A 19,392-nucleotide genomic window follows, 5' to 3' on the forward strand; every position below is an offset into this window, starting at 1 on the left:
TGGACCTGGTGCACGCCCGGACGGCGATGTCCCTGCGCCTGAAGGACCACGCACGGGCCTCGAAATCGGCTGCGAAGGCCATGGCCAACGTCATCCAAGCCCTGGATGCACAGATCAGGGCCCTGGAATCCGAGGTCCGGAAACATCTCCGTGCCCATGAGGCGTTGGCGGAACAGGCTGATCGCCTGGATTCCGTCATCGGCGTAGGACTCCTCACAGCCGTCACCGTCATGACGGAACTGGGCGATCTGCGCCGCTTTGCCCGCAGCCGCCAGCTCACGGCCTTTGCCGGGATGAGCCCGAGGCGCAAGGAGAGTGGAACCTCCGTCCATGGCAGGCCCCGGCTGTGCAAGCAGGGGAGCGCAAGGGTGCGGGCCGCCCTGTACCTGGCCGCCAGCGCCGCCGTCCGGTTCAACCCGGACATGAAAGCCCTCTACGACCGCCTGCTCGCCCAGGGCAAGGTGAAGCGCGTGGCCCTGGGCGCCGTCATGCGCAAGCTCCTCGTCCTCATGCGGGCCGTGCTCAAGGCCGACCGTGACTGGGTTCCCGAAGCTCAGGCCCTCCGCTGATGGGAGGTTCCAGAACCTGCATTTCCTTCACAGCGGCGCCCCAGGCCCTAGCCGGGAGGGGCGCAAAGCAGAGCGGGCCGCGAAAGGCGTGCCGGTGACCTTCCGGGCGCGCCTTTCGCGACCTTGCACCCCTCTCGGCGAGCCGACCCTGCCCGCGCGAAGGAATGGCACCGTGGTACCTTGACGGTGAACTGACAACCTCTCTCATCTTCCTGCTTCCCCGGCTTCGCTCAGCGCCTCGGTGCAGGCGGGGCCGGTTAGCTTCATTCGTTAGGTGCCAGCCATTCCCCTCATGACCTTCCACTTCGCTCAAACCCTGAACCAAGCCAAGTCCATCTCTGGTAATGAAATCGCATTCATTTTGGTAGTCTCTGTCTTCTGTCTTATCGGCATCTACTATGGTGGTTGGATGTTTTTTCGCCCCAACAAGTATTTAGAAGACAAAGAGAACTATCTCGAATGGGCTTTATTTGGTGGCTTCAAGAATATTGCGCCACGTCAACGAAGAATCGCGCGCCTATGGCTTTGGAAGAAGCGGAACCCACCAGACCAAAGGCGGAATACTCAGATCATTGGTGGCTTCGTGCTGGCCTCGAGTGTCTTGGTTGAACTTCTGCTTCTGAAATTGGTCCTGTTCGACAAAGTACTCCAATAGGTATGCCCATGCGCCTAACCCCTAGCTCAACTCGGACCCCGCCTGTATTGTCTTCCCCTCTTTCTCTTGTTCCGTCTTCCTCGGCTCCGCTCAGCGCCTCGGCGCAGGCGGGGCCGGTGAGCTTCTTTCGTTAGGCCACTGGATTGCCATTGAGGAGACTCTGCTTTGGGTGCAGCATTCTGGATTCGTCGATTCTTCCTCGTCTGGGTTTTCGCCGCCCTCATCATTGGCGGTGCCCAGGCTCTTAAGGGTCACTCCCTGAAATATGCAATGGTTCAGGGCCTTCTCTGGGCCACTGTTTCCGCAATGGTCTTCACGGTCTCCCGCTTCTTCCGATCCCGGCACGGCCAGCATTGCGCCATGTGCAAGGACACACCGGAAATGCAGCCCCATCATCACGAGCCAACGGCCTAACCCTCCGCTCAGCTCGGCCCCAACCGCCCCTGCCTTCCACCCGCGCTCAGGTTCCCGGTTCCCCGACTCCGCTCGTCATCTCGGTGCAGGCGCGGCCGGTCGGCCACATCCGCCAGGCGAATTCCCGGATAGGGATCCCCACTTCAGCCGCCTTTCCAAGGAGATGCAAATGGTCAAGGTAGGCCTTCTTCTTCGTCTTGAAGCGAAACCGGGCAAGGAGGCTGACGTTGCTGATTTCCTCACCAAGGCCCTTCCCCTGATCCTCGCTGAAGCGGACACCACCGCGTGGTTCGGCCTTCAGGTGGGCCCCAGCACCTTCGGGATTTTCGACGCATTCCCGCATGAAGCGGGCCGGGACGCCCACATCACGGGGAAGGTCGCCGATCTTCTCAGAGCAACCTGGACTGACATGCTTTCATGCCCACCCATAATCGAAAAAGCCTCCATCCTTGCCGCCAAGCTGCCTGAATCATGACTGACCGCCTGGCCTCCCGCTCCACCATGACCCGAACCACGGCACGCACCTTCTGCCTTCTGCTGGCCGGTCTGGGTGTCCTCTCCCTTCTTGCCGCCCCAACCAGAACCTGGCCTCGGTTCCCATTTCCCCTCGGTGCCGTCCTGCTCGGGACGGCGGGATGGCTCCGCAGGATCCGCAGGTCCCGGTCGCAAGGGCCCATCTCAAGGCCACATTCAAGTGAGGTGCTCCCATGAAGCGAGTCGTCGGGATCGGTGGGATCTTCTTTAAGGCGCGTGATCCAGAAGCGCTCCGGGCCTGGTACAAGGCTCACCTCGGCATCGACGTCCAGGACTGGGGCGGCACGACGTTCCCCTGGGACCGGCCTGACGGGATGACGGTCTGGAGCATCTTCCCGGGTTCCTCCGAGGCCTTCGCGCCAAGCAGCTCTTCATTCATGGTGAATTACGTGGTCGAAGACCTTCAGGCGGTCCTAGCGGTCCTCCGGTCTGAAGGATGTGAGGTCGACTCCAATGTCGATGAATCCGATTTCGGGACCTTCGGTTGGGTCATGGATCCCGAGGGGAACCGGATTGAACTGTGGCAACCTCCAGAGTCCCCCGCCTCCTGAATCAAGGCGACGTCCGGAGGTAACAATCGGCGAGCGCACCCATCGGAACGGTGGAACCTTCCGGAAGGGGCTGGATGCCGGCACCCCAGCGCCACCGACGCCCTGCGTTCACCCCACCCGATGCTCCCAAGATCGCACCCTCATCCTCTTCTCGAAGCCCGTCCGCCTTGCCTTCGTTCAGCGCCTCGGTGCGGCGAGAATGATCCCATCCATTCGTCCGATCCTTCCACGGAGGTGCCTGCCATGAAGCGCTACCTTGATAAGGCCTCAGCCCTCACCCTCGCCCTGACCTTGGTGCTGTTTGTCGTCGCCCTCTTCGCGAAGGGGTTCACCCATGACCTCCTGCTTGAAGCAGGGGTGTTCCTGGTGTCGATCAAACTGGTCCTGGCTGGCTACAAGAACGAGCAGGGAACCCGCCTCCTGCTTGACCGCCTGGATCGCATCGACCACCAGCTGGGACAGCTGACGGATCGGGAATCGGCCGGCCAGGCTCCCACGCCGCGCTCCTGAATTCCGCACGCCCCGATTCAAGTCGGACCGCCCCGGCCTGCCTTCCGTCCAGGCCACGGCGCAGGCGGGACAGATCGGCCTTCTTCGTCAGGCCTGGCCGACCATCAACAGGCTCAAGGGCCCCACCCTATTTTTTCTTCTTGGCCGGGAAGAGCGCAGGTTTCGCCAGCGGTTCGGCGAGCTTGCCGCCCAGCTCCGCTCCGCGGTGGGTGGCTCCGTGGATCACGGCAGGCTTGGCTTTCTTCGGTTTCTTGTCGTTCGACATGGCGTTTCTTTCCGGGCGCCGGCAAAGGTGCACCGGGCTCCAGGTCCATCATGGTCCCAATTCCTGTCGGCACCCGGTATTTCGCCTGGAAGGCCTTCCCGCGCCACCGTTCCAGGTCGGACGGAGCCGGCGCGGGCCGGCTCCGCCCCGTCTCCGCCTGCGTTCAGCGCAGGGCCTCGTAGGCATTCACCCGGCCGTGGCCCGAGTAGGGATCGGCGCCGGGCTTGAGGATGTCGTCGGCGCTCTGCTGGATGCGCCGCTTCAGCTCGGCCGGGGCCATCCGGCCGTACTTCCCCACGATCAGCGCGGCCACGCCGGAGACGTGGGGGGCCGCCATGGAGGTGCCGGCCGCGAAGTAGAAGAGCCAGGGCCCGGCGCTGGCCTCCTTGCCCCCGGGGCTGAGCACCATGTCGTAGACGTAGCTCGCACCGGGATAGACGAAGTCGCCGCCCGGCGCAGCCACGTTCACCACCGACTGGCCGAAGTTGGTGTACGAGGCTGGCCGGTCGAAGTCGGCCAGGCCGTAGGGGCCCGTGGCGGCCACCGCCATGCCATTGCCGGACTGGGCCGGGATGGACCAGAGGCGGCTGTTGAGGTTCACGCCTTCGTTGCCCGCCGAGATGACGCAGAGCGAGCCCGCCGCCGTGGCATGGGTGATGGCGCGGTTGAGGGCCGCGATCAGGGGGCCCGATCCGCCGCCGCCCGCATTCATGCGGTCGAAGGTGGCGCCCAGGCTCATGTTGATGACATCGGCCTGCACGTCGGGCCCGGAGGCGTACAGGAGCCCGGAGATCAGCCAGGAGAAGGAGCCGCTCCCGTTGGTGCTGCGCAGCACCTTCACCGCCACGATCTCGGCTTGCGGGGCCACGCCCTGGGAGCCCCGGTTGTTGATGGGCGCGGCGATGATGCCGGCCACGTGGGTGCCGTGGTTGAACCCGAGGACCACCGGGTCGACGCCGGTCTCGGTGGGGACGAAGGAGCGGCTGAGGGTCAGGTTCACGTTGGGGCCGATGTCGGGATGCTGGGTGTAGATGCCGGCATCGAGCACCGCCACCCGGGCCCGCTTCACCCCCCAGCCCAGGTCGCCATTGGCCGCGGTCTGGTCCGCATGAATCTGGCGCATGTTCCACTGGTACGCCCAGAGGGGCTCGCTGTTGACGCCGGTGGCCTCCAGGTCGGAAGCCTGGACCACCGTGGCATGCACATCGGGGATCCACGGCACTTCGATGTCCTCGGCGGCCTGCTGCACCCGCGCATCCGCGGTGACGAGGGCCAGGAAATCCGGGTTGGCGGAAGTCGCCAGCACCACGCCGATCTGCGGGAGGCGGCCCGTGACCGTTCCGCCCGCGGCGGCCATCAGGTCGTCCAGGTCGGCGCTGGCGGGGCCCTGGCCCTTGGCGAGGATCAGGTAGGGGCGGGGGGTCCCGGCGGCGAGGACGAGGCCGCCCCCCAGGACCAGGGCCAGGAAAAGGTTGGAATACCGGGACATGGTTCATCTCCTGCTAGGACCGTCGGCCGGGCGGCGGTCGGGTTGGGTGAGACAGGGACTCATGTAAAAAAACGATGTCTGGTATCTAAATCATGGTCTTTTCGACAAGCCTGTCAACAACAGGTTTCCCGGGAGCCCGGGGTCGCCGGGCTCCGAGGGCCGGAGCAGGTCCGCCCTGCCCTCAGCTCACGTCGGCGAGGCGCAGCCGGGCCTGCTCCCGGCGGAGCCAGTCCATCTGGCGCTCACTGAGGCCCTGGGCCAACGCGCGGTCGGCGGCCTCGCGGCAGCGCAGGAGGAGGGCGCGGTCCCGCACGAGGTCCGCCACCTGGAACTGGGGGAGGCCCGCCTGGCGCACGCCGAAGAACTCGCCGGGGCCGCGCAGCTCGAGATCCTTCTGGGCGATGCGGAAGCCGTCCTGGGTCTCCACCAGGGTCTGCAGGCGTTCCGTCTCCGAGCCGCTGATCATGTGGAAGTGGCTGCGGTGGGCACCACGGCCCACGCGGCCCCGCAGCTGGTGGAGCTGGCTGAGGCCGAAGCGCTCGGCGTGGTCCACCACCATCACCGTGGCGTTGGGCACGTCCACGCCCACCTCGATCACGGTGGTGGCCAGCAGGATCTTCGACGCGCCGGCCACGAAGCGCCCCATGCGGGCGGCCATCTCGTCGGCCTTCAGGCGCCCGTGGACGACCTCGATGGGCTCGTCGGGGAAGATGCCGCGCAGGAGGGCCTCCATGGCCTGGATGTCCCGCAGCTGCACCTTGCCCTCGTCGGAGGGGTCGATGCTCGGGCTCACCACGAAGGCCTGCCGGCCCTCCGCCAGCTCCCGGCGCACCAGCTCCCAGGCCCGCTCTGCGGACTCCGGGCGGTGCAGCTTCGTGGTGATGGGCTGGCGGCCCGGGGGCAGCTCGTCCAGCACGCTCTGGTCCAGGTCGCCGAAGACCGCCAGGGCCAGCGACCGGGGGATGGGCGTGGCGCTCATGACCAGCCAGTGGGGGTCGCCGCCCTTCTCCTTGAGGGCCTCGCGCTGCTTCACCCCGAAGCGGTGCTGCTCGTCCACCACCACCAGCTGCAGCCGGTGGAAGGCCACGGACTCCTGGAAAAGGGCGTGGGTGCCCACCACGTAGCGGGCCTCGCCGGAGGCGATGCGGGCCAGGGCCGCGCGCTTCTCGGCGGCCTTCATGCCCCCCAGCAGCAGCTGCATGGCGCCGGCTTCGGGCCCCAGCAGGCGCTGGAAGCTGGCGGCGTGCTGGCGGGCCAGCACCTCCGTGGGCACCAGCAGGGCCCCCTGCCCGCCCGTCTCCGCCACCATGGCCAGCGACAGGAACGCCACGAGGGTCTTGCCGCTGCCCACGTCGCCCTGGAGGAGGCGGTTCATCACGCGGCCGGAGGTGACGTCGTCCACGATCTCCTTGAAGGCCCGCCGCTGGGCCCCCGTGAGCTTGAAGGGCAGGTAGGCCTTCAGCCGCTCCCGCAGCTCGGGCGAGGTGGGCACCACCAGGCCCCGGCGCTTCAGCCGTCCGGCCCGGCGCAGGGCCACGCCCAGGGCGAAGGCGAAGAGCTCCTCCGCCGCCAGGCGCCGGTGGGCGGGCGTGCTGCCCGACTCCAGGGCGCGGGCGTCGCTCTCGTCCGGGGGCTCGTGGAGCAGGCGCAGGGCGGTGAGGGTGTCCGGCAGGTCCTTGGACAGGTCCAGGGGCAGCCATTCCTCCGGGGGATGGGCGCGGCCCAGGGCCTCGGTCACCAGGCGCTGCCGCACCCGGCCCGTGAGCGGGCCCAGCTTGCGGTAGAGGGGCAGGAAGCGCCGCACCCAGGGCGTCTCCTCCTCGCGGCCCATGAGCTCGAACTGGGGCGAGCGCAGCTCCAGGCCCTGGCGGCCCATCGTGAGCGGGCCGAAGGCCAGCAGCCGGTCACCCACCTTCAGCGTCCGTCCCAGGTAGGGCTGGTTGAACCAGAGGAGGCGCAGGGTGCCGGTGTCGTCCGCCAGCAGGACCTCCGTGAGGGCCATGTGCTGGACCCGCGTGGTGCTCTGGCGCAGGTCCTGGATCGTCCCCAGGACGGTGACCACCCCGCCTTCGGGCGCCTCGAAGCCCCGCAGCTCCAGGCTGTCCAGGGTCCGCAGGCTGCCCCGGTCCACGTAGCGGTAGGGCAGGCTCCAGAGCAGGTCGCGCAGGGTGTCGAGGCCCGCCTCCTGCAGGGCCGCCGCCCGCGCGGGGCCCAGGCCCCGGAGGACAGTGACCTTGGTGCTGAGCGGGAGGGGCGCGAGGGACATGCCCTTCCAGGCTAGCCGAGGCGGCGGCTCCTCAGGCCCGGGTCCGCAGCCATTCCGCCAGTTCCACGTGCCCCTTGCCTTCGGCCAGATCCGCCGCGGTCCGGCCGTCGTCCGTCCGGAGGGTGCCCTCGGCCCCCCGGAAGAGCAGCAGCTCCGCCAGGGCCTTGGAACCCCGCTCGGCGGCCGCGTGCAGGGCGGTGTACCCGCCGGTCTGGGCGGCGTCCACCTCCAGGTGGTGGGGCAGCAGCAGCCGGGCCAGCGCCAGGGCCGCGGCCTCGTCCGGCGTGGCCAGGGCGGCGTGCAGGGGGCGCAGGCGGGCCGCGGTGGCCTCGACTTCCAGGGGCACGTCCCGGTCCAGCAGCCAGGCCGCCGCCTCGACCTGGCCGAAATAGCAGGCCAGGTGCAGGGCCGTGAAGCCGTCCGCGGCCGGCTCGGCCAGATCCGCGCCCGCAGCCGTCAGCTCGGCCAGGCGCTCCGTGCGGCCCAGGGCCGCCGCCTCGTGGAGGGTCAGTTCGGCCCCCGCGGCGCGGCGCTCCGCCTCGACGGGGTCATGGCGGTACAGGGCCGCCAGGATCGGCGTGGGCGCGTCCATCTGGCGGGATCCGGGGGGAGGCGGGACCATGGGTTCACCCGGGAGGGGTCCCCAGCATAGCCCCGCCGCCGCCCCGGGGGCAGCCCCGGAATGGAACGGCCTCAGATCCCCCGGTCGCCGCCGCAGCCGCAGCAGTCGAAGGCGGGTTCGGAGACCTGGGCCTGGTCCAGGGCCAGGGACAGGTCGGCGATGAGGTCGTCCACGTCCTCGAGGCCGACGCTGACGCGGATCATGTTCTCGGTGATGCCGGCGTGGAGCTTCTCGGCGGGCGTCATGTCGGAGTGGGTCATGCTGCTGGGGTGCTGGATGAGGCTCTCCACGCCGCCCAGGCTCACGGCCAGCTTCATGTGGCGGATGGCGTTGAGCACCCGGAAGGCCTCCGCCTCGCCCCCCTTCACCTTGAAGGTGATGATGCTGCCGGTGCCCGTGCACTGCTTCTTCCAGAGCTCGAGCTGGCGCTCGCCCATCTGGGGCAGGCCCGGGTACGAGAGGTCCTGGACCGCGGGATGGGTCAGCAGGAAGTCCACCAGCTTCTGGGCGTTCTCCTGCTGCTTCTCCATCCGCACCTGCAGGGTGGCCAGGGAGCGGTGGATGAGCCAGGCGGTGTCCGGGTCCGCGATGGAACCCAGGATGGTGCGGAAGACCTTCACCTGGCCCATGAGGGCCTTGGAGCCCATGGTGAAGCCCGCGACCAGGTCCGAGTGGCCGCCGAAGAACTTGGTGGCGGAGTAGATCACGAGGTCGGCGCCCAGCTTGAGGGGGCTGCAGAAGATGGGACCCATGAAGGTGTTGTCCACCATCACCAGGATCTTCCGGTCGGGGGTGGCATGGCGGTCCGCGACCGCGCGGGCGGCGGCGATGTCCGAGAGCACGATGGTCGGGTTGGCGGGGCTCTCCAGGTAGATGGCCTTCACGGTGGGATCGCCCGCGACCAGGGCCTCCAGCTCCGCCTGGGTGCCGCCGGCCGGGAAGGGCCGGGTCTTGATGCCGAAGAGGGGCAGCATGTGGCGGAAGAGGTACTCGGTGCCACCGTAGACCGGATCGGCGAAGAGCAGCGTGTCCCCGGGGCGCAGGAAGGCCAGGCAGGTGCTGCTGATGGCCCCCATGCCGGAGCCGAAGAGGGCGGCGTCCTCCGCCTGGTCCCAGCTCCGGGCCTTGTCCTCCAGGATCTCGCTGTTGGGGTTGTTCACCCGGGTGTAGATGAGCGCCGGGCTCTCGCCGGCCTTCATGGGGGAGAGGCCGTAGGCGATCTCGAAGGCCCGCTTCCCCTCCTCCGCGTTCTTGAAGAGGAAGGTCGAGGTGCGGAAGACCGGGGGCACCGCCGCGCCCTCCGACCGCTGGGGGTCGTACCCCCGGGAGAAGATCTCGGTCTGGGGCTTCACGGGCGACTGGGACACGGGAACCTCCTGGCGGGCCTGACGGCCCTGGCCTGAAGGTAGGATCGGGAAGGTTCCGGAACCACCGAATCCTGTTCGATTTGATGCTGTTCAATCGGATCTTCAACGAATCTGTGATGCCATTTAAATAAATTTATCGAATAAGATTCACAAGGCCCTGGGAATCCCGAGGCAGGGGGCGCGGAGCATGAAGACACTGGATCAGGTCGACGGCGCCCTGCTAGAGCTCCTCCAGAAGGACGCCCGCCTCTCCAACAAGGAGCTGGCCGCCCGCGTGGGCCTGGCGCCCTCCTCCTGCCTGGCCCGCATCCAGCGCCTGAAGGCCGAGGGCGTCCTGCGGGGGGCCCATGCCGAGGTGGATCCCGCGGCCCTGGGCATCGGCCTCCAGGCCCTCATCGCCGTGCAGCTCCGCCAGCACAGCCGGGCCCAGGTGAAGGCCTTCTGGAAGCACGTGCTGGCCCTGCCGGAGGTGCTCGCGGTCCACCACGTGGCCGGGGCGGCGGACTTCCAGGTGCACGTGGCGGTGCGGGACGCCCACCACCTGCGGGACCTGGCCCTGGACGCCTTCACCACCCGTCCGGAGGTGGCCCACATCCAGACCAGCCTCATCTTCGAGTGGGTGCGGAAGCCGGGGCTGCCGAACTACCGCGGCTGACCGCCTACACCCCGAACTGCCGAAGGTGGTGGTCCAGGTGCTTGTACATCAGGCGGCCCCACTGGTCGCCGCTGAGGCGACCGAAGAAGACATGGGGGACCTGGGCGGCCCGGGCGGGGCCCCGCTGCACGAAGCGGTCGATGAGGTGGGCCAGCCGGCGCATCTCGGCCTCGAAGTCCCGCGGCTCGGCCACCACGAAGAGGGGACTGGTGGGGGCGTTCCTCCGGAAGGGCCGGTCGCCCAGGACGAGGGGCCGGATGAGGGGCGAGACCAGGCGGCCCAGGAAGGCCTGCCGCACGGGCCGGTCCGTGGTGGCCGCCTCGAGCCCCTTCGCGCAGTGGGCCAGCATCTGCGCGGCATCCATCCGCCCCCACAGCCGCGGGCCCCCGGGATGCAGCTCGGCGAACCGGCACCGCACGGCGTCGCAGTCGGGGGGATGGAACAGGGACATCATGGACCTCGCTCCGCGGGGGATCCTCCAAGTCTAGCGCCTACCGCCCCGCCGCCAGCGCGGCCCACTGGGCGGCGACATTCGGCTGGCCGCACCGCATGGCCAGGGCGGCCGCCCGGCCCGGCAGGCCGGACCAGGGGTGCCGGGTCCAGGCATCCCGCACGAGGTTGTCCGCCGTGCCGGTCTCGCCCAGATGCAGCAGGGCCTCCACCAGCGGTTCCAGCGTGCCCCGCCAGGAGTCGCCGGTCTCGGTGTCCTCCTGCACCCGGCCGTTGATCTCCAGCCGCACCGTGGAGAGGCCCCAGGCGGCTTCCTGGAGCTGGGCCCGCTCCACCTGGGGCAGCAGCAGGTCCCGGATGCCCTGCCAGTCCCGGCGCCGACGGGCGTCCTTCACGTAGGCTTCCCGCACCGCCTCGGGCGGCCAGGCCGCGGGCGGCAGGGTGGGCGAGGGCACCAGGCTGTCCAGCAGGGGGCGAATCGGCTTGCCGCCGAAGGTGGCGGTGAGCCCCAGCCAGATCTCCCAGAGGCTCCAGGAGGTGGGCTGCCGGCCCAGGGCGCGCTCCACCTCGGGCACGGCGGCCCGGCAGGCCGCCTGCATGAGGGGACTGTGCCGCGCGGCCTCCCCGGGAATGAGCGCCCCGTTCCGGAGCTCGTCCCAGTCCCCGTTGCGGAAGCTCCGATCGAGGAGGTCCGCCAGCTCACCCCAGATGGCCTGGTCCTCCTCCGGCGCCAGCTGTTCCGCCGGCCTGGCCTCCTCCTGGCCCTCGTCCCGCTCCCGCGCCTCGGCCTGGGCCTCCGGGTCACGGCGGGCCCGCCCCAGGTCGAATCCCTCGTCCGCCGAACGGAGGGGATACGGCTTGGCCCCGAAGCGCAGGTCCGTCCTCCGGGTGGACCGGTCCCGCAGCAGGTAGAGCAGGTCCTCCAGGGCCCCCAGGTGGTCCGGGTGGGTGCGGAGGAAGTCGCGGAGGATCTGGGGCCGGGAGCGCAGCCCCCCGGCCTGGGCCGCCTGGACGAGGGCCCCGGCCTCGGGCGGGGTGCCGCCGCCGGCCACCAGGCGCCCGCCTTCGCCGAAGATCACCCACTGGGGCCGGGGACCCGCCTGGTGACGCTGCTGGAGCAGGGCCGACACCTCGGCGGCCCGGGCGCCGTAGTAGGCCACGGGGATCTCCAGGTCGATCCAATCCGGGGCCGCCGTGAGCGCATCCACCCTGGCCTTCCATTCCCCCCGGGGCCCGTCCGCCACCACCAGCAGCCCGGAGGAGAGCTGGCCGAGGCGCCGCTCCAGCAGCTGGGCCGTGGGCCCGAAGGAGGCGGCCGGCTGGGCCGGGGCCCCGACGCAGCCGAGGACCAGGATCGAACCGACGACGAGGCGCATGCGACCCCCAGGGACCCCCGCCAGCATAGCCCCGGTGGCGGCCTAGGGGCGGGCCAGCGCCCGGTCGGCGCGGTGCCCGAGGTCCCCGCTCCCCTGGGAGTTGGCGAGGTTCTTGGCGAGGGCCCCGAGCAGGGCCGTCTGCGCGGTGGCCGGCAGGACCGGCTGGAGCTCGTCGGCGGCCACCACGGCGAGGACCTGGTGGGTGTGGTTGAACGAGGGATCGTTCCGGGAGGCGGCCTCGGCCAGGGCCGACAGCACGGCGTCGCCCTGCCCTGCCTGCGCCAGGGCCTGGGCCAGCCCCATGGCCTCGGGCACTTCCGCGTCGAGCACCGCGTCCAGCAGGGCCTCCGGGGTGGCCGGCCCGGCCGGGGGGCGGGGACGCACGCGGTCCTCCGCCTCGTCCGTGGGGAAGAGGTTCACCAGGGCCGCCGCCTGGGCCCAGAGACGGGCGTCCGCCCCGCCGGTCCGGCCCAGGGTGGCGAGGTAGGTGAAGGTCCAGGCGGTCTTGCCCTCCAGGTCCCGCCGCGCGTCCAGCACCTTCTCCGAGGCCGCCAGCACCAGGGCCGTGCGCAGCTCCGCGAGGGGGAGGCCCGCCTTCACCCGCCCCGCAAGACGGTCCAGCAGCTCCACCAGGCCCAGGTCGCAGACCTCGCGGACGAGGGCCTCCAGCCCGGCGGCCTGCGACGGCACGTCGCCGTCGGCCAGGGCCGGCGCCACGCCCTCCAGGCGGGCCGCGGCACGGCGGTGCCAGAAGGTGTCCTCCGGCGCGGCCGCCAGCCAGGCGGCGAGGCCGAGGAGGCGGCGGCCCGTGGCCCGCGGCTGGTCGAGGAGGGCCACCAGGTCGCCCAGGTGGTCCGCCAGCACGGCCTTGTGGCCCACGTTGGCCATGTCCGGCGCCACCAGAAGGCCGAGACGGCGGAAGTCCTCCGGCGTCGGCGCCTCGAAGCCCTGGGCTTCCGCGTAGGCGAGGCCCGGCCGGCGGGCGCGGAGGAAGTCCTCCAGGTTGCGCCAGCTCCCGCTGCCCGCGGCGGCCTTCAGGGGCGCGGCCCGCCGCCCCTCGTGGGCCGCCATGTGAAGCTGGACGGCCAGCAGGCGGTGGAAGCTCGGGTCCGCCAGCCGCGGCCGCAGCCGGAGGACGGACCGCAGGCCCAGGATCCCGTGGGGCACGTGGGGCTGGTAGGCCTCCCAGTCGATCAGAGGGACGAGCGCCTTCACCGCCTCGCGCACGCCGTCCCGGAGGCCATCGGGCTCCCCGATCCGCGCGGCGAAGGCCGCGAAGAAGCCCTCGGTGGGCCGCTCGATCTCAGACTGCCAACGCTCGATCACCGACATGGGACCACCTGGGAACGACTACACCATGAAGTCAGGCGTCCAGGGGCAGGTCCCAGGCCTGGGCCACGATCCGGGCCCAGTGGTGGGCCCACGCCCGGGTCCAGACGAGGCCGCCCTCCTTCATGTCGGCGGCGAGGAGCCGTTCCCGGAGGCCCGCCCGCAGCGGCTCCGCGACGGGGCCGAGGGCCTCCTCCGCCAGGGCCAGGAGGGCGGCGCGGGCCTCGCGCGCCTGATCGTGGTGGGCGAGGTAGCCCGCGGCCTCGGGAGAGGGGGCCGCCGCCCGCAGGCGCTGCCAGGCCTCGAAGGCGGCGCGGGCCCGGGGATCCTGGGCCAGGGGCGGCTTCACGCGCTCCCAGCCCAGCCCCGCGTCCAGGGCGGGACCCGCGCGGAGGACGGCCTCCCGCAGCTTCACCGCCTTGGCCACATCGCGATCCAGGTGCTTGAGGGCCACGAAGGTGCGGGGCTTGGCCTTCCCCTCGCGCCGGTCGAAGAAAGCGTTGAGGGCGGAGACCACCAGGTCCATGGGCACGCCGGCGGCCTCCCAGGCCAGCACCTGGCGGTAGTCGTCGGTGCTGAGCAGGCCGGCCCGGCCCCAGGCCCGGAAGGCCCACTCCTGCTCCAGCCAGTCCTTCTCCTCGCGGGTGTAGGCCATCAGGGCTTGGCGGGCTGGGCCGGGGGTTCGGGGAACAGCCAGGTGCCGTCCTTCAGCTGCAGGGCGCCGTTCCTCCAGCCCAGCACCTCGTCGGCGAAGATCCGGGCCCGGGCGAAGCCCCGCAGGCGGAAGGTGCCCGAGGCCAGGGGCCGGCCCTTCCGGTCCCAGACGTCCAGGTGCCAGGCCGTTCCCGACAGGTGGGTGATCTGCACGAAGGCCGCCCCGTCCCCCTCGCCCGCCCACTGGGCGCCCGCGGGCAGGGAAGCCGGTTTCGTCGGAATCCGGGAACAGCCCACCAGCGCCACCACGACCAGCCCCGCCGCCCACCGTCCGTTCCGCATGTCATCACTCCTGAATCTCATTTTAGTCTGAGGCGTCTAGACTGGTGGTGGGGGGGAGATGGTCCTGATCCGCGAACAGATCCGCTACAAGAGCCGCAAGGAGATCGAGAAGCTGCGGGAGGCCGGCCGGCTGGCCGCCAACGCGCTGCGGCTGGCCGCGCGCGCCGCGAAGCCGGGGGTGAGCCTGCTGGAGCTCGACAAGGTGGCCGAGGACTACATCCGCAAGCAGGGGGCCAGGCCCAGCTTCAAGGGCTACCACGGCTTCCCGGCCACCCTGTGCACCTCCGTGAACGACAAGGTGGTGCACGGCATCCCGTCGAAGTACGTGCTCCAGGAGGGCGACATCATCGCCATCGACTGCGGGGCGAAGCTGGACGGCTACCACGGCGACACCTGCCTCACCGTGGGGGTGGGCAGGATCAGCGACGAGGCCCGGATGCTCATCCAGACCGCCCAGCTGGCCATGTTCCTGGGCATCGAGCACTGCCGGCCCGGCGTGCGCCTCGGCGACATGGCCACGGCCGTGCAGTCCTTCGCGGAGGAGCGGGGCTACTCCGTGGTCCGGGAGTACATCGGCCACGGCATCGGCCGCGACCTGCACGAGGATCCCCAGGTGGTCTTCGCCGAGCAGCGCCCCGGCACGGGCTTCCGCATGGAGCCCGGCATGACCATCACCATCGAGCCCATCCTCAACACCGGCAGCCACAAGTGCCTGGTGGAACCCGACGGCTGGACCGTCCGCACCCGGGACGGCGGCCTCTCTGCCCAGTTCGAGCACGACATCGCCATCACCAAGGACGGCCCGGAGATCCTCAGCCTCCCGGACAAGGAGTTCGAGCTGGAGGACGGGCTGTAGTCAGCCTTCGGCTGGCAGCTGGCGGTAGAGGTCCCGGCGGTGGACCTGCATGAACGGGGTGGGATCCGTGACGGGTGTCCAGCCCAGCTTGGCGTAGAGCCCGTGGGCATCGCGGGTGGCCAGCAGGAGCCGGCGCATGCCCCGGACCTCGGGATGGTTCATCAGGGCGCGGATCATGGCCACGGACAGCCCCCGTCCGCGGTGCTCCTCCAGGACGAACACGTCGGCCAGGTAGGCGAAGGTGGTGCGGTCCGTGGCCATCCGCGCGTAGCCGACCTGCGTCCCCCCGGGGCCGAAGACCCCCACGCAGAGGCTGTGGCGGGCGGCCTGCTCCACCACCTCCCGGGGGATGCCCGGGGACCAGTAGCTCTGCGCCAGGTAGCGGTGGATGACGTCGAACTGGAATTCCCGGGCGTCGAGCGAGATCCGGTAGCCGCCGGGCACCGGTGGCAGCACGGGGAACTCCCGCGGAACCTCCGGCGGGGCGGCGTTGTCGAGCCCCTCGGCCCAGCGGCGGACGGATTCGGGCAGGTGGGGGGACGGCGCCTCGTGGCCCAGGGGCTGGAGCACCTCGGCCGTGGGCACGTTGCCCTCGCGCCCCCGGAAGAGGGCCCGCACCACGCCTTCCGCCGCCAGCTCGCCCTCCTGGAGGAAGCGCTGCTCCAGGAAGAACCACTTCCCGTCCCAGCCCAGGAGCCGGGTATGCAGCTCGTAGCCCGCGAAGGGCGCCAGGCTCCGGCGGTAGCGCATGGTGAGGCCCCCCACCAGGGGCTTCCACCGGTTGCGCAGCATGGCGCGGCCCAGGCCGGTCCGGAAGCTGAGGTCGAAGCGGCCCAGGTCCATGACGCTCAGGAACCGCCCGTTGTTCATGTGGAGGTTCACGTCCAGGTCGTTGGGCCAGACCCGGAACCGGAGGACCGAGGTCCCCAGGGGATCCAGCGGAGGGCGGCCCTTGAGGGTGAGGCCTTTCCAGAGCAGGCGGGCGAGCAGGGTCATGCCTCCCAGGCTACCTTAGTGGCATGGTCCTCACGATGACGGCCCCCGCCAAGCTGAACCGCTTCCTCGCCGTGCTGGGCCGGCGGGCGGATGGGTACCACGACCTGGAACTGGTGACCACGGTGCTGGAGGACGTGCCGGACCTCGCGGACACCCTCTCGGCCGAACCCGCGGCCGAGCTCTCCCTGTCGATCACCGGTCCCACGGGCCAGGGGCTGGTGGCCGACGAATCCAACCTGGTGATCCGCGCCTGGCGCCTGCTGGAGGATGCCGCCCGCCGGACCCTGCCGGCCGCCCTCCGCCTGGAGAAGCGCATCCCCCACGGCGCCGGCCTCGGCGGTGGCAGCAGCGATGCGGCCGCGGCCCTGCGGCTGGGGAACCGGCTCTTCGACCTGGGCCTGGACGACGGCGTCCTGCTGGCCCTGGCCGGCCGCCTGGGAAGCGACGTGCCGCTCTTCCTCCTCGGCGGCACGGTGCTGGGCCTGGGCCGGGGCGAGCGGGTCTTCCCCCTGCGGCCCATCCCCCTGGAACCGATCCTGCTCGTCCATCCCGGGCTGCACGTCTCCACCCCGAGCGTCTACCGGGCGATCCAGGACGTGGGCTACCCCTTCCCCGAGGCCCTGGCGTCCCAGGCCGAGGGGGCGGCCCCCCCCTGGCGGAACGACCTGACCGGCGCGGCCCTCTGGGTCTGCCCGCCCCTGGCGGAGGTGCGGGATGCCCTGCGCGAGGCGGGTGGCGAGCCCCTGCTCTGCGGTTCCGGCAGCTGCTGGGCGGCACGCTTCGGCCGCGCCGGGGACCGGGACGCCGCCGGGGCGCGCCTGGCGGCGGGCCATCCGGACTGGCGGACCTGGCGCGTCTGAAGGGCGCCTGTCGCGACAAGGGAGACCCGCCCGCGCACCAGGAGTAGGATGAACCCCTCCTCGCGGGAGGTCGGACCGTGGCTGAGGGCCAGGCAAGGCCGGACCTGAAGGTGCTGGTGGTGCTGGGCCACCCCCGCCGGGACAGCCTCTGCGGCGCCCTGGCGGCGTCCTACGCCGAGGGCGCCCGGGCCGCGGGCCTGACCGTCCAGCGGCTCGACCTGGCGGACCTGACCTTCGACCTCTCGGTGCGCACGCCCTCGCCCCGGGACCAGGTCCTGGAGCCGGACCTCCGGCGCGCCCAGGCCCTCGTCCACTGGGCGGACCACCTGGTCTTCGTCTATCCGGCCTGGTGGGGCACCCTGCCGGCCCTGCTCAAGGGCTTCCTCGACCGCGTGCTCGCGCCGGGCTTCGCCTTCGAGCTGGACGAGGGGACGCCCGGGACCTGGCGGAAGCTGCTCGCGGGACGATCCGCCGAGCTGCTGGTGACCATGGACACGCCGGCGTGGGTCTACCGGTGGATCTACCGCCAGCCCGGACACCAGGCCATGCGGCGGGCGACGCTGGCCTTCTGCGGCGTGGCCCCGACCTTCGCCGCCACCTTCGGCCCCGTGGCCGGTTCCACGCCCCTGGCGCGCCAGCGCTGGCTGGCCGCGGCGCGGGGGGCGGCGGTCCGGCTGCCCGTGCGACTCCGCCGGTCCCGGTGGCGCGGGCGGGCGGTCGCCTGGCTCCGGATCCTCCGCCTGCAGTTCTACCCCATGACCTGGGTCGCCTACACCGTAGGCGCCCTCGAGGCCTGGCGCCGGTCGGGCGCCTTCTCCCTCCGGATCTACGGGCTCGGCTACCTGTGCGTCTTCCTGGCGGAGGTCCTGACCGTGCTGGGGAACGAATGGTTCGACCGGGACACGGACCGCCTCAACCGGAATGCGGGCCCCTTCAACGGGGGCTCGCGGGTCCTCGTCGACGGTGGCCTGGGGCCCGGGAGCGTCCGGCGGGTGATGGCCGGGCTCGCCCTGCTGCTGGCCTCGGCCCTCTCCGTCCTGGCCTGGGCCCTGCCTGGCCCGGCCCGCCCGGAGGTCCTGGTGGTGGTGGCGCTGGCCGTGCTGGCGCTGGGCTACACCGTGCCGCCCCTCCGGCTGGTCTACCGGGGCTTCGGCGAGCTGGACGTGGCCCTCACCCACAGCTTCGCGGTGATCCTCTGCGGGGCCCTCCTCCAGTCCGGCGCCTGGTGGGATTCCCGGGCCTGGCTCCTCGGCGTCCCCCTGTTCTTCGCCACCCTCGCCGCCATCACGCTCTCGGCGATTCCGGACCACGATGCCGACAAGGCCGTCTCCAAGCGGACCCTGGCCGTGCTCCTGGGGCCGCGGGGCGCCGCAAGGGCCGCCATGGGGTTCATCGCGGCCGCGGCCGCCTCGGGGGTGGCCTGGCATTGGTCCGGACTCTACGCGGGGCCGGGTGGCTATGCCGCGTTCCTGGCCCTTCTCCATGGGGCGGTGCTGCTCCGGGCCGTCCGCGGCTACCTCCGGCGCGGGGCGCCCTGCGCCCGGATCGACGGGATCCTGGCCCTCGCGCTGACCTTCCTCCTGTGGTTCGGCCTCATTCCGCTGGCGCGTCTCCTCTGAGCCCGGACGCCCCGCCAGCCGCACCCCCTGTGCCCACAGGCGCCTACGATCCGGGCATGATGGTAGCTCCTGAGGTGCCCATGTCCGAACCCGCCCTTCGCATCCGCGGCCTGCGCAAGGCCTTCCCCAAGGTGGTGGCCGTGGCAGGGGTGGACCTGGAGGTGGCCCGCGGCGAAGTGTTCGGCCTGCTGGGCCCCAACGGCGCCGGCAAGACCACCACGCTGGAGATGATCGAGGGCCTCACGGTCCCCGACGCAGGGGAGATCGAGGTGCTGGGGCGCACCTGGGCCCGGGAGGGCCGGGAGATCCGTTCCCGCATCGGCGTGCAGCTCCAGAGCACGAGCCTCTTCAACAGGATCACCGTCCGGGAGGCCCTGGACCTCTACGGCACCTACTACCCGAAGGCCCGCACCACGGCCGACCTGCTGGATCTGGTGCAGCTCAACGACAAGGCCGACGCCTACCACGTCACCCTCAGCGGCGGCCAGCAGCAGCGGCTCGCGCTGGCCCTGGCCCTCGTGAACGATCCGGAGCTGGTCTTCCTCGACGAGCCCACCACGGGCCTCGACCCCCAGGCCCGGCGGAGCCTCTGGGACGTGGTGCGCCGCATGAAGGCCGAGGGCCGCACGGTGCTGCTGACCACCCACTACATGGAGGAGGCCGAGGCGCTCTGCGACCGGCTGGCCATCATGGACCACGGCCAGGTGATCGCCGCGGGGACGCCGGCCTCCCTCATCGCCCAGCTGGCCATCCCCAGCGTGGTGGAGCTGACCTTCGACGGCGAGGCGCCGGACCCCGCGGCCTTCGCCGTCCGCCTGGGCGAGCCCGTGGAACGCCGGGCGGATCTCTGGGAGATCCCCACCCGGGACCCCAAGGCCACGCTCCCGCGCCTCCTCGAGACGGCCGAAGCCGCCGGCGTGCCCTACCAGCAGGTCCATGTCCGCCGCGCCACCCTCGAGGACGTGTTCCTGCACCAGACCGGCCGGTCCCTCCGCGACTGACGTCCCCCTCCC

At 71.0% G+C, this 19,392-nt stretch carries 21 protein-coding genes; 10 read left to right on the plus strand and 11 right to left on the minus strand.

The annotated features are described in order from the left end of the window. From QSJ33_RS14820 to QSJ33_RS14840, 5 genes are all read left to right on the plus strand, one after another. A partial coding sequence (locus QSJ33_RS14820) for a transposase (RefSeq protein WP_285727609.1) occupies positions 1–569 on the plus strand: 569 nt, incomplete at its 5' end. A gap of 292 nt (positions 570–861) precedes the next feature. Next, the gene (locus QSJ33_RS14825; RefSeq protein ID WP_285727611.1) at positions 862–1,224 is read left to right on the plus strand and encodes a hypothetical protein; all 363 of its coding nucleotides are present in this window, start codon (positions 862–864) and stop codon (positions 1,222–1,224) included. 583 nt (positions 1,225–1,807) lie between these two features. Next, positions 1,808–2,113 carry a putative quinol monooxygenase gene (locus QSJ33_RS14830; protein ID WP_285727614.1) on the plus strand — a complete coding sequence of 102 codons (306 nt, stop codon included), beginning with the start codon at positions 1,808–1,810 and terminating at the stop codon, positions 2,111–2,113. Positions 2,114–2,345: 232 nt separating this feature from the next. Then, positions 2,346–2,723: a VOC family protein gene (locus tag QSJ33_RS14835; RefSeq protein WP_285727616.1), complete on the plus strand. Its 378-nt coding sequence runs from the start codon at positions 2,346–2,348 to the stop codon at positions 2,721–2,723. Between the two features lie 243 nt (positions 2,724–2,966). Beyond that, the gene (locus tag QSJ33_RS14840; protein WP_285727617.1) at positions 2,967–3,233 is read left to right on the plus strand and encodes a hypothetical protein; all 267 of its coding nucleotides are present in this window, start codon (positions 2,967–2,969) and stop codon (positions 3,231–3,233) included. A 127-nt stretch (positions 3,234–3,360) separates the two neighbouring features. On the opposite strand, the gene QSJ33_RS14845 is transcribed toward QSJ33_RS14840, so the two are convergent. The 5 genes from QSJ33_RS14845 to QSJ33_RS14865 all read right to left on the minus strand — a co-directional run bounded on the left by QSJ33_RS14845 (position 3,361) and on the right by QSJ33_RS14865 (position 9,242). Beyond that, the gene (locus QSJ33_RS14845) at positions 3,361–3,498 is read right to left on the minus strand and encodes a hypothetical protein (protein WP_285727619.1); all 138 of its coding nucleotides are present in this window, start codon (positions 3,496–3,498) and stop codon (positions 3,361–3,363) included. Between the two features lie 163 nt (positions 3,499–3,661). After that, entirely contained in the window at positions 3,662–4,987 is a 1,326-nt protein-coding gene (locus QSJ33_RS14850; RefSeq protein ID WP_285727621.1) for a S8 family peptidase, read from the minus strand. Between the two features lie 181 nt (positions 4,988–5,168). Continuing rightward, a complete protein-coding gene (recG, locus tag QSJ33_RS14855; protein WP_285727623.1) occupies positions 5,169–7,253 on the minus strand; it encodes an ATP-dependent DNA helicase RecG in 2,085 nt (694 codons plus the stop codon). Positions 7,254–7,284: 31 nt separating this feature from the next. Further along, a complete protein-coding gene (locus QSJ33_RS14860) occupies positions 7,285–7,875 on the minus strand; it encodes an ankyrin repeat domain-containing protein (RefSeq protein ID WP_285727625.1) in 591 nt (196 codons plus the stop codon). Between the two features lie 71 nt (positions 7,876–7,946). After that, entirely contained in the window at positions 7,947–9,242 is a 1,296-nt protein-coding gene (locus QSJ33_RS14865; RefSeq protein ID WP_285727628.1) for a trans-sulfuration enzyme family protein, read from the minus strand. Positions 9,243–9,429: 187 nt separating this feature from the next. On the opposite strand from QSJ33_RS14865, the gene QSJ33_RS14870 reads away from it, so the two are divergent. After that, positions 9,430–9,897, plus strand: coding sequence for an Lrp/AsnC family transcriptional regulator (locus tag QSJ33_RS14870; RefSeq protein WP_285727630.1), 468 nt, complete (start codon positions 9,430–9,432; stop codon positions 9,895–9,897). A gap of 4 nt (positions 9,898–9,901) precedes the next feature. Here the strand turns inward: QSJ33_RS14870 and QSJ33_RS14875 are convergent, their stop codons facing one another. From QSJ33_RS14875 to QSJ33_RS14895, 5 genes are read right to left on the minus strand one after another with little or no spacing between them, the layout of a single operon-like run. Next, positions 9,902–10,351: a DUF1569 domain-containing protein gene (locus QSJ33_RS14875; RefSeq protein ID WP_285727632.1), complete on the minus strand. Its 450-nt coding sequence runs from the start codon at positions 10,349–10,351 to the stop codon at positions 9,902–9,904. Positions 10,352–10,388: 37 nt separating this feature from the next. Then, positions 10,389–11,723, minus strand: coding sequence for a hypothetical protein (locus tag QSJ33_RS14880; protein WP_285727634.1), 1,335 nt, complete (start codon positions 11,721–11,723; stop codon positions 10,389–10,391). Positions 11,724–11,765: 42 nt separating this feature from the next. Further along, entirely contained in the window at positions 11,766–13,055 is a 1,290-nt protein-coding gene (locus tag QSJ33_RS14885; protein ID WP_285727636.1) for a hypothetical protein, read from the minus strand. A gap of 31 nt (positions 13,056–13,086) precedes the next feature. Continuing rightward, a complete protein-coding gene (locus tag QSJ33_RS14890; protein ID WP_285727638.1) occupies positions 13,087–13,707 on the minus strand; it encodes a hypothetical protein in 621 nt (206 codons plus the stop codon). After that, positions 13,707–14,048: a hypothetical protein gene (locus tag QSJ33_RS14895; protein ID WP_285727640.1), complete on the minus strand. Its 342-nt coding sequence runs from the start codon at positions 14,046–14,048 to the stop codon at positions 13,707–13,709. The genes QSJ33_RS14890 and QSJ33_RS14895 overlap by 1 nt, the downstream gene beginning before the upstream one ends. A gap of 58 nt (positions 14,049–14,106) precedes the next feature. Here QSJ33_RS14895 and map point away from each other — a divergent pair, with 58 nt between their 5' ends. Continuing rightward, positions 14,107–14,904 (plus strand): type I methionyl aminopeptidase, encoded by a 798-nt coding sequence (map, locus tag QSJ33_RS14900; protein ID WP_285727642.1) that lies wholly within the window; start codon positions 14,107–14,109, stop codon positions 14,902–14,904. Here map and QSJ33_RS14905 read toward each other — a convergent pair whose 3' ends face one another. After that, complete coding sequence (locus QSJ33_RS14905; RefSeq protein ID WP_285727644.1) at positions 14,905–15,900, minus strand: GNAT family N-acetyltransferase; 996 nt, start codon at positions 15,898–15,900, stop codon at positions 14,905–14,907. A gap of 23 nt (positions 15,901–15,923) precedes the next feature. Here QSJ33_RS14905 and ispE point away from each other — a divergent pair, with 23 nt between their 5' ends. The 3 genes from ispE to QSJ33_RS14920 all read left to right on the plus strand — a co-directional run bounded on the left by ispE (position 15,924) and on the right by QSJ33_RS14920 (position 19,380). After that, positions 15,924–16,760: a 4-(cytidine 5'-diphospho)-2-C-methyl-D-erythritol kinase gene (gene ispE, locus QSJ33_RS14910; RefSeq protein WP_285727646.1), complete on the plus strand. Its 837-nt coding sequence runs from the start codon at positions 15,924–15,926 to the stop codon at positions 16,758–16,760. A gap of 104 nt (positions 16,761–16,864) precedes the next feature. After that, positions 16,865–18,379 (plus strand): NAD(P)H-dependent oxidoreductase, encoded by a 1,515-nt coding sequence (locus QSJ33_RS14915; protein ID WP_420801417.1) that lies wholly within the window; start codon positions 16,865–16,867, stop codon positions 18,377–18,379. An 80-nt stretch (positions 18,380–18,459) separates the two neighbouring features. Next, positions 18,460–19,380 carry an ABC transporter ATP-binding protein gene (locus QSJ33_RS14920; protein WP_285727651.1) on the plus strand — a complete coding sequence of 307 codons (921 nt, stop codon included), beginning with the start codon at positions 18,460–18,462 and terminating at the stop codon, positions 19,378–19,380. Positions 19,381–19,392 lie beyond the last annotated feature (12 nt).

This window comes from Geothrix rubra (assembly GCF_030268065.1).
GTDB lineage: Bacteria > Acidobacteriota > Holophagae > Holophagales > Holophagaceae > Geothrix > Geothrix rubra.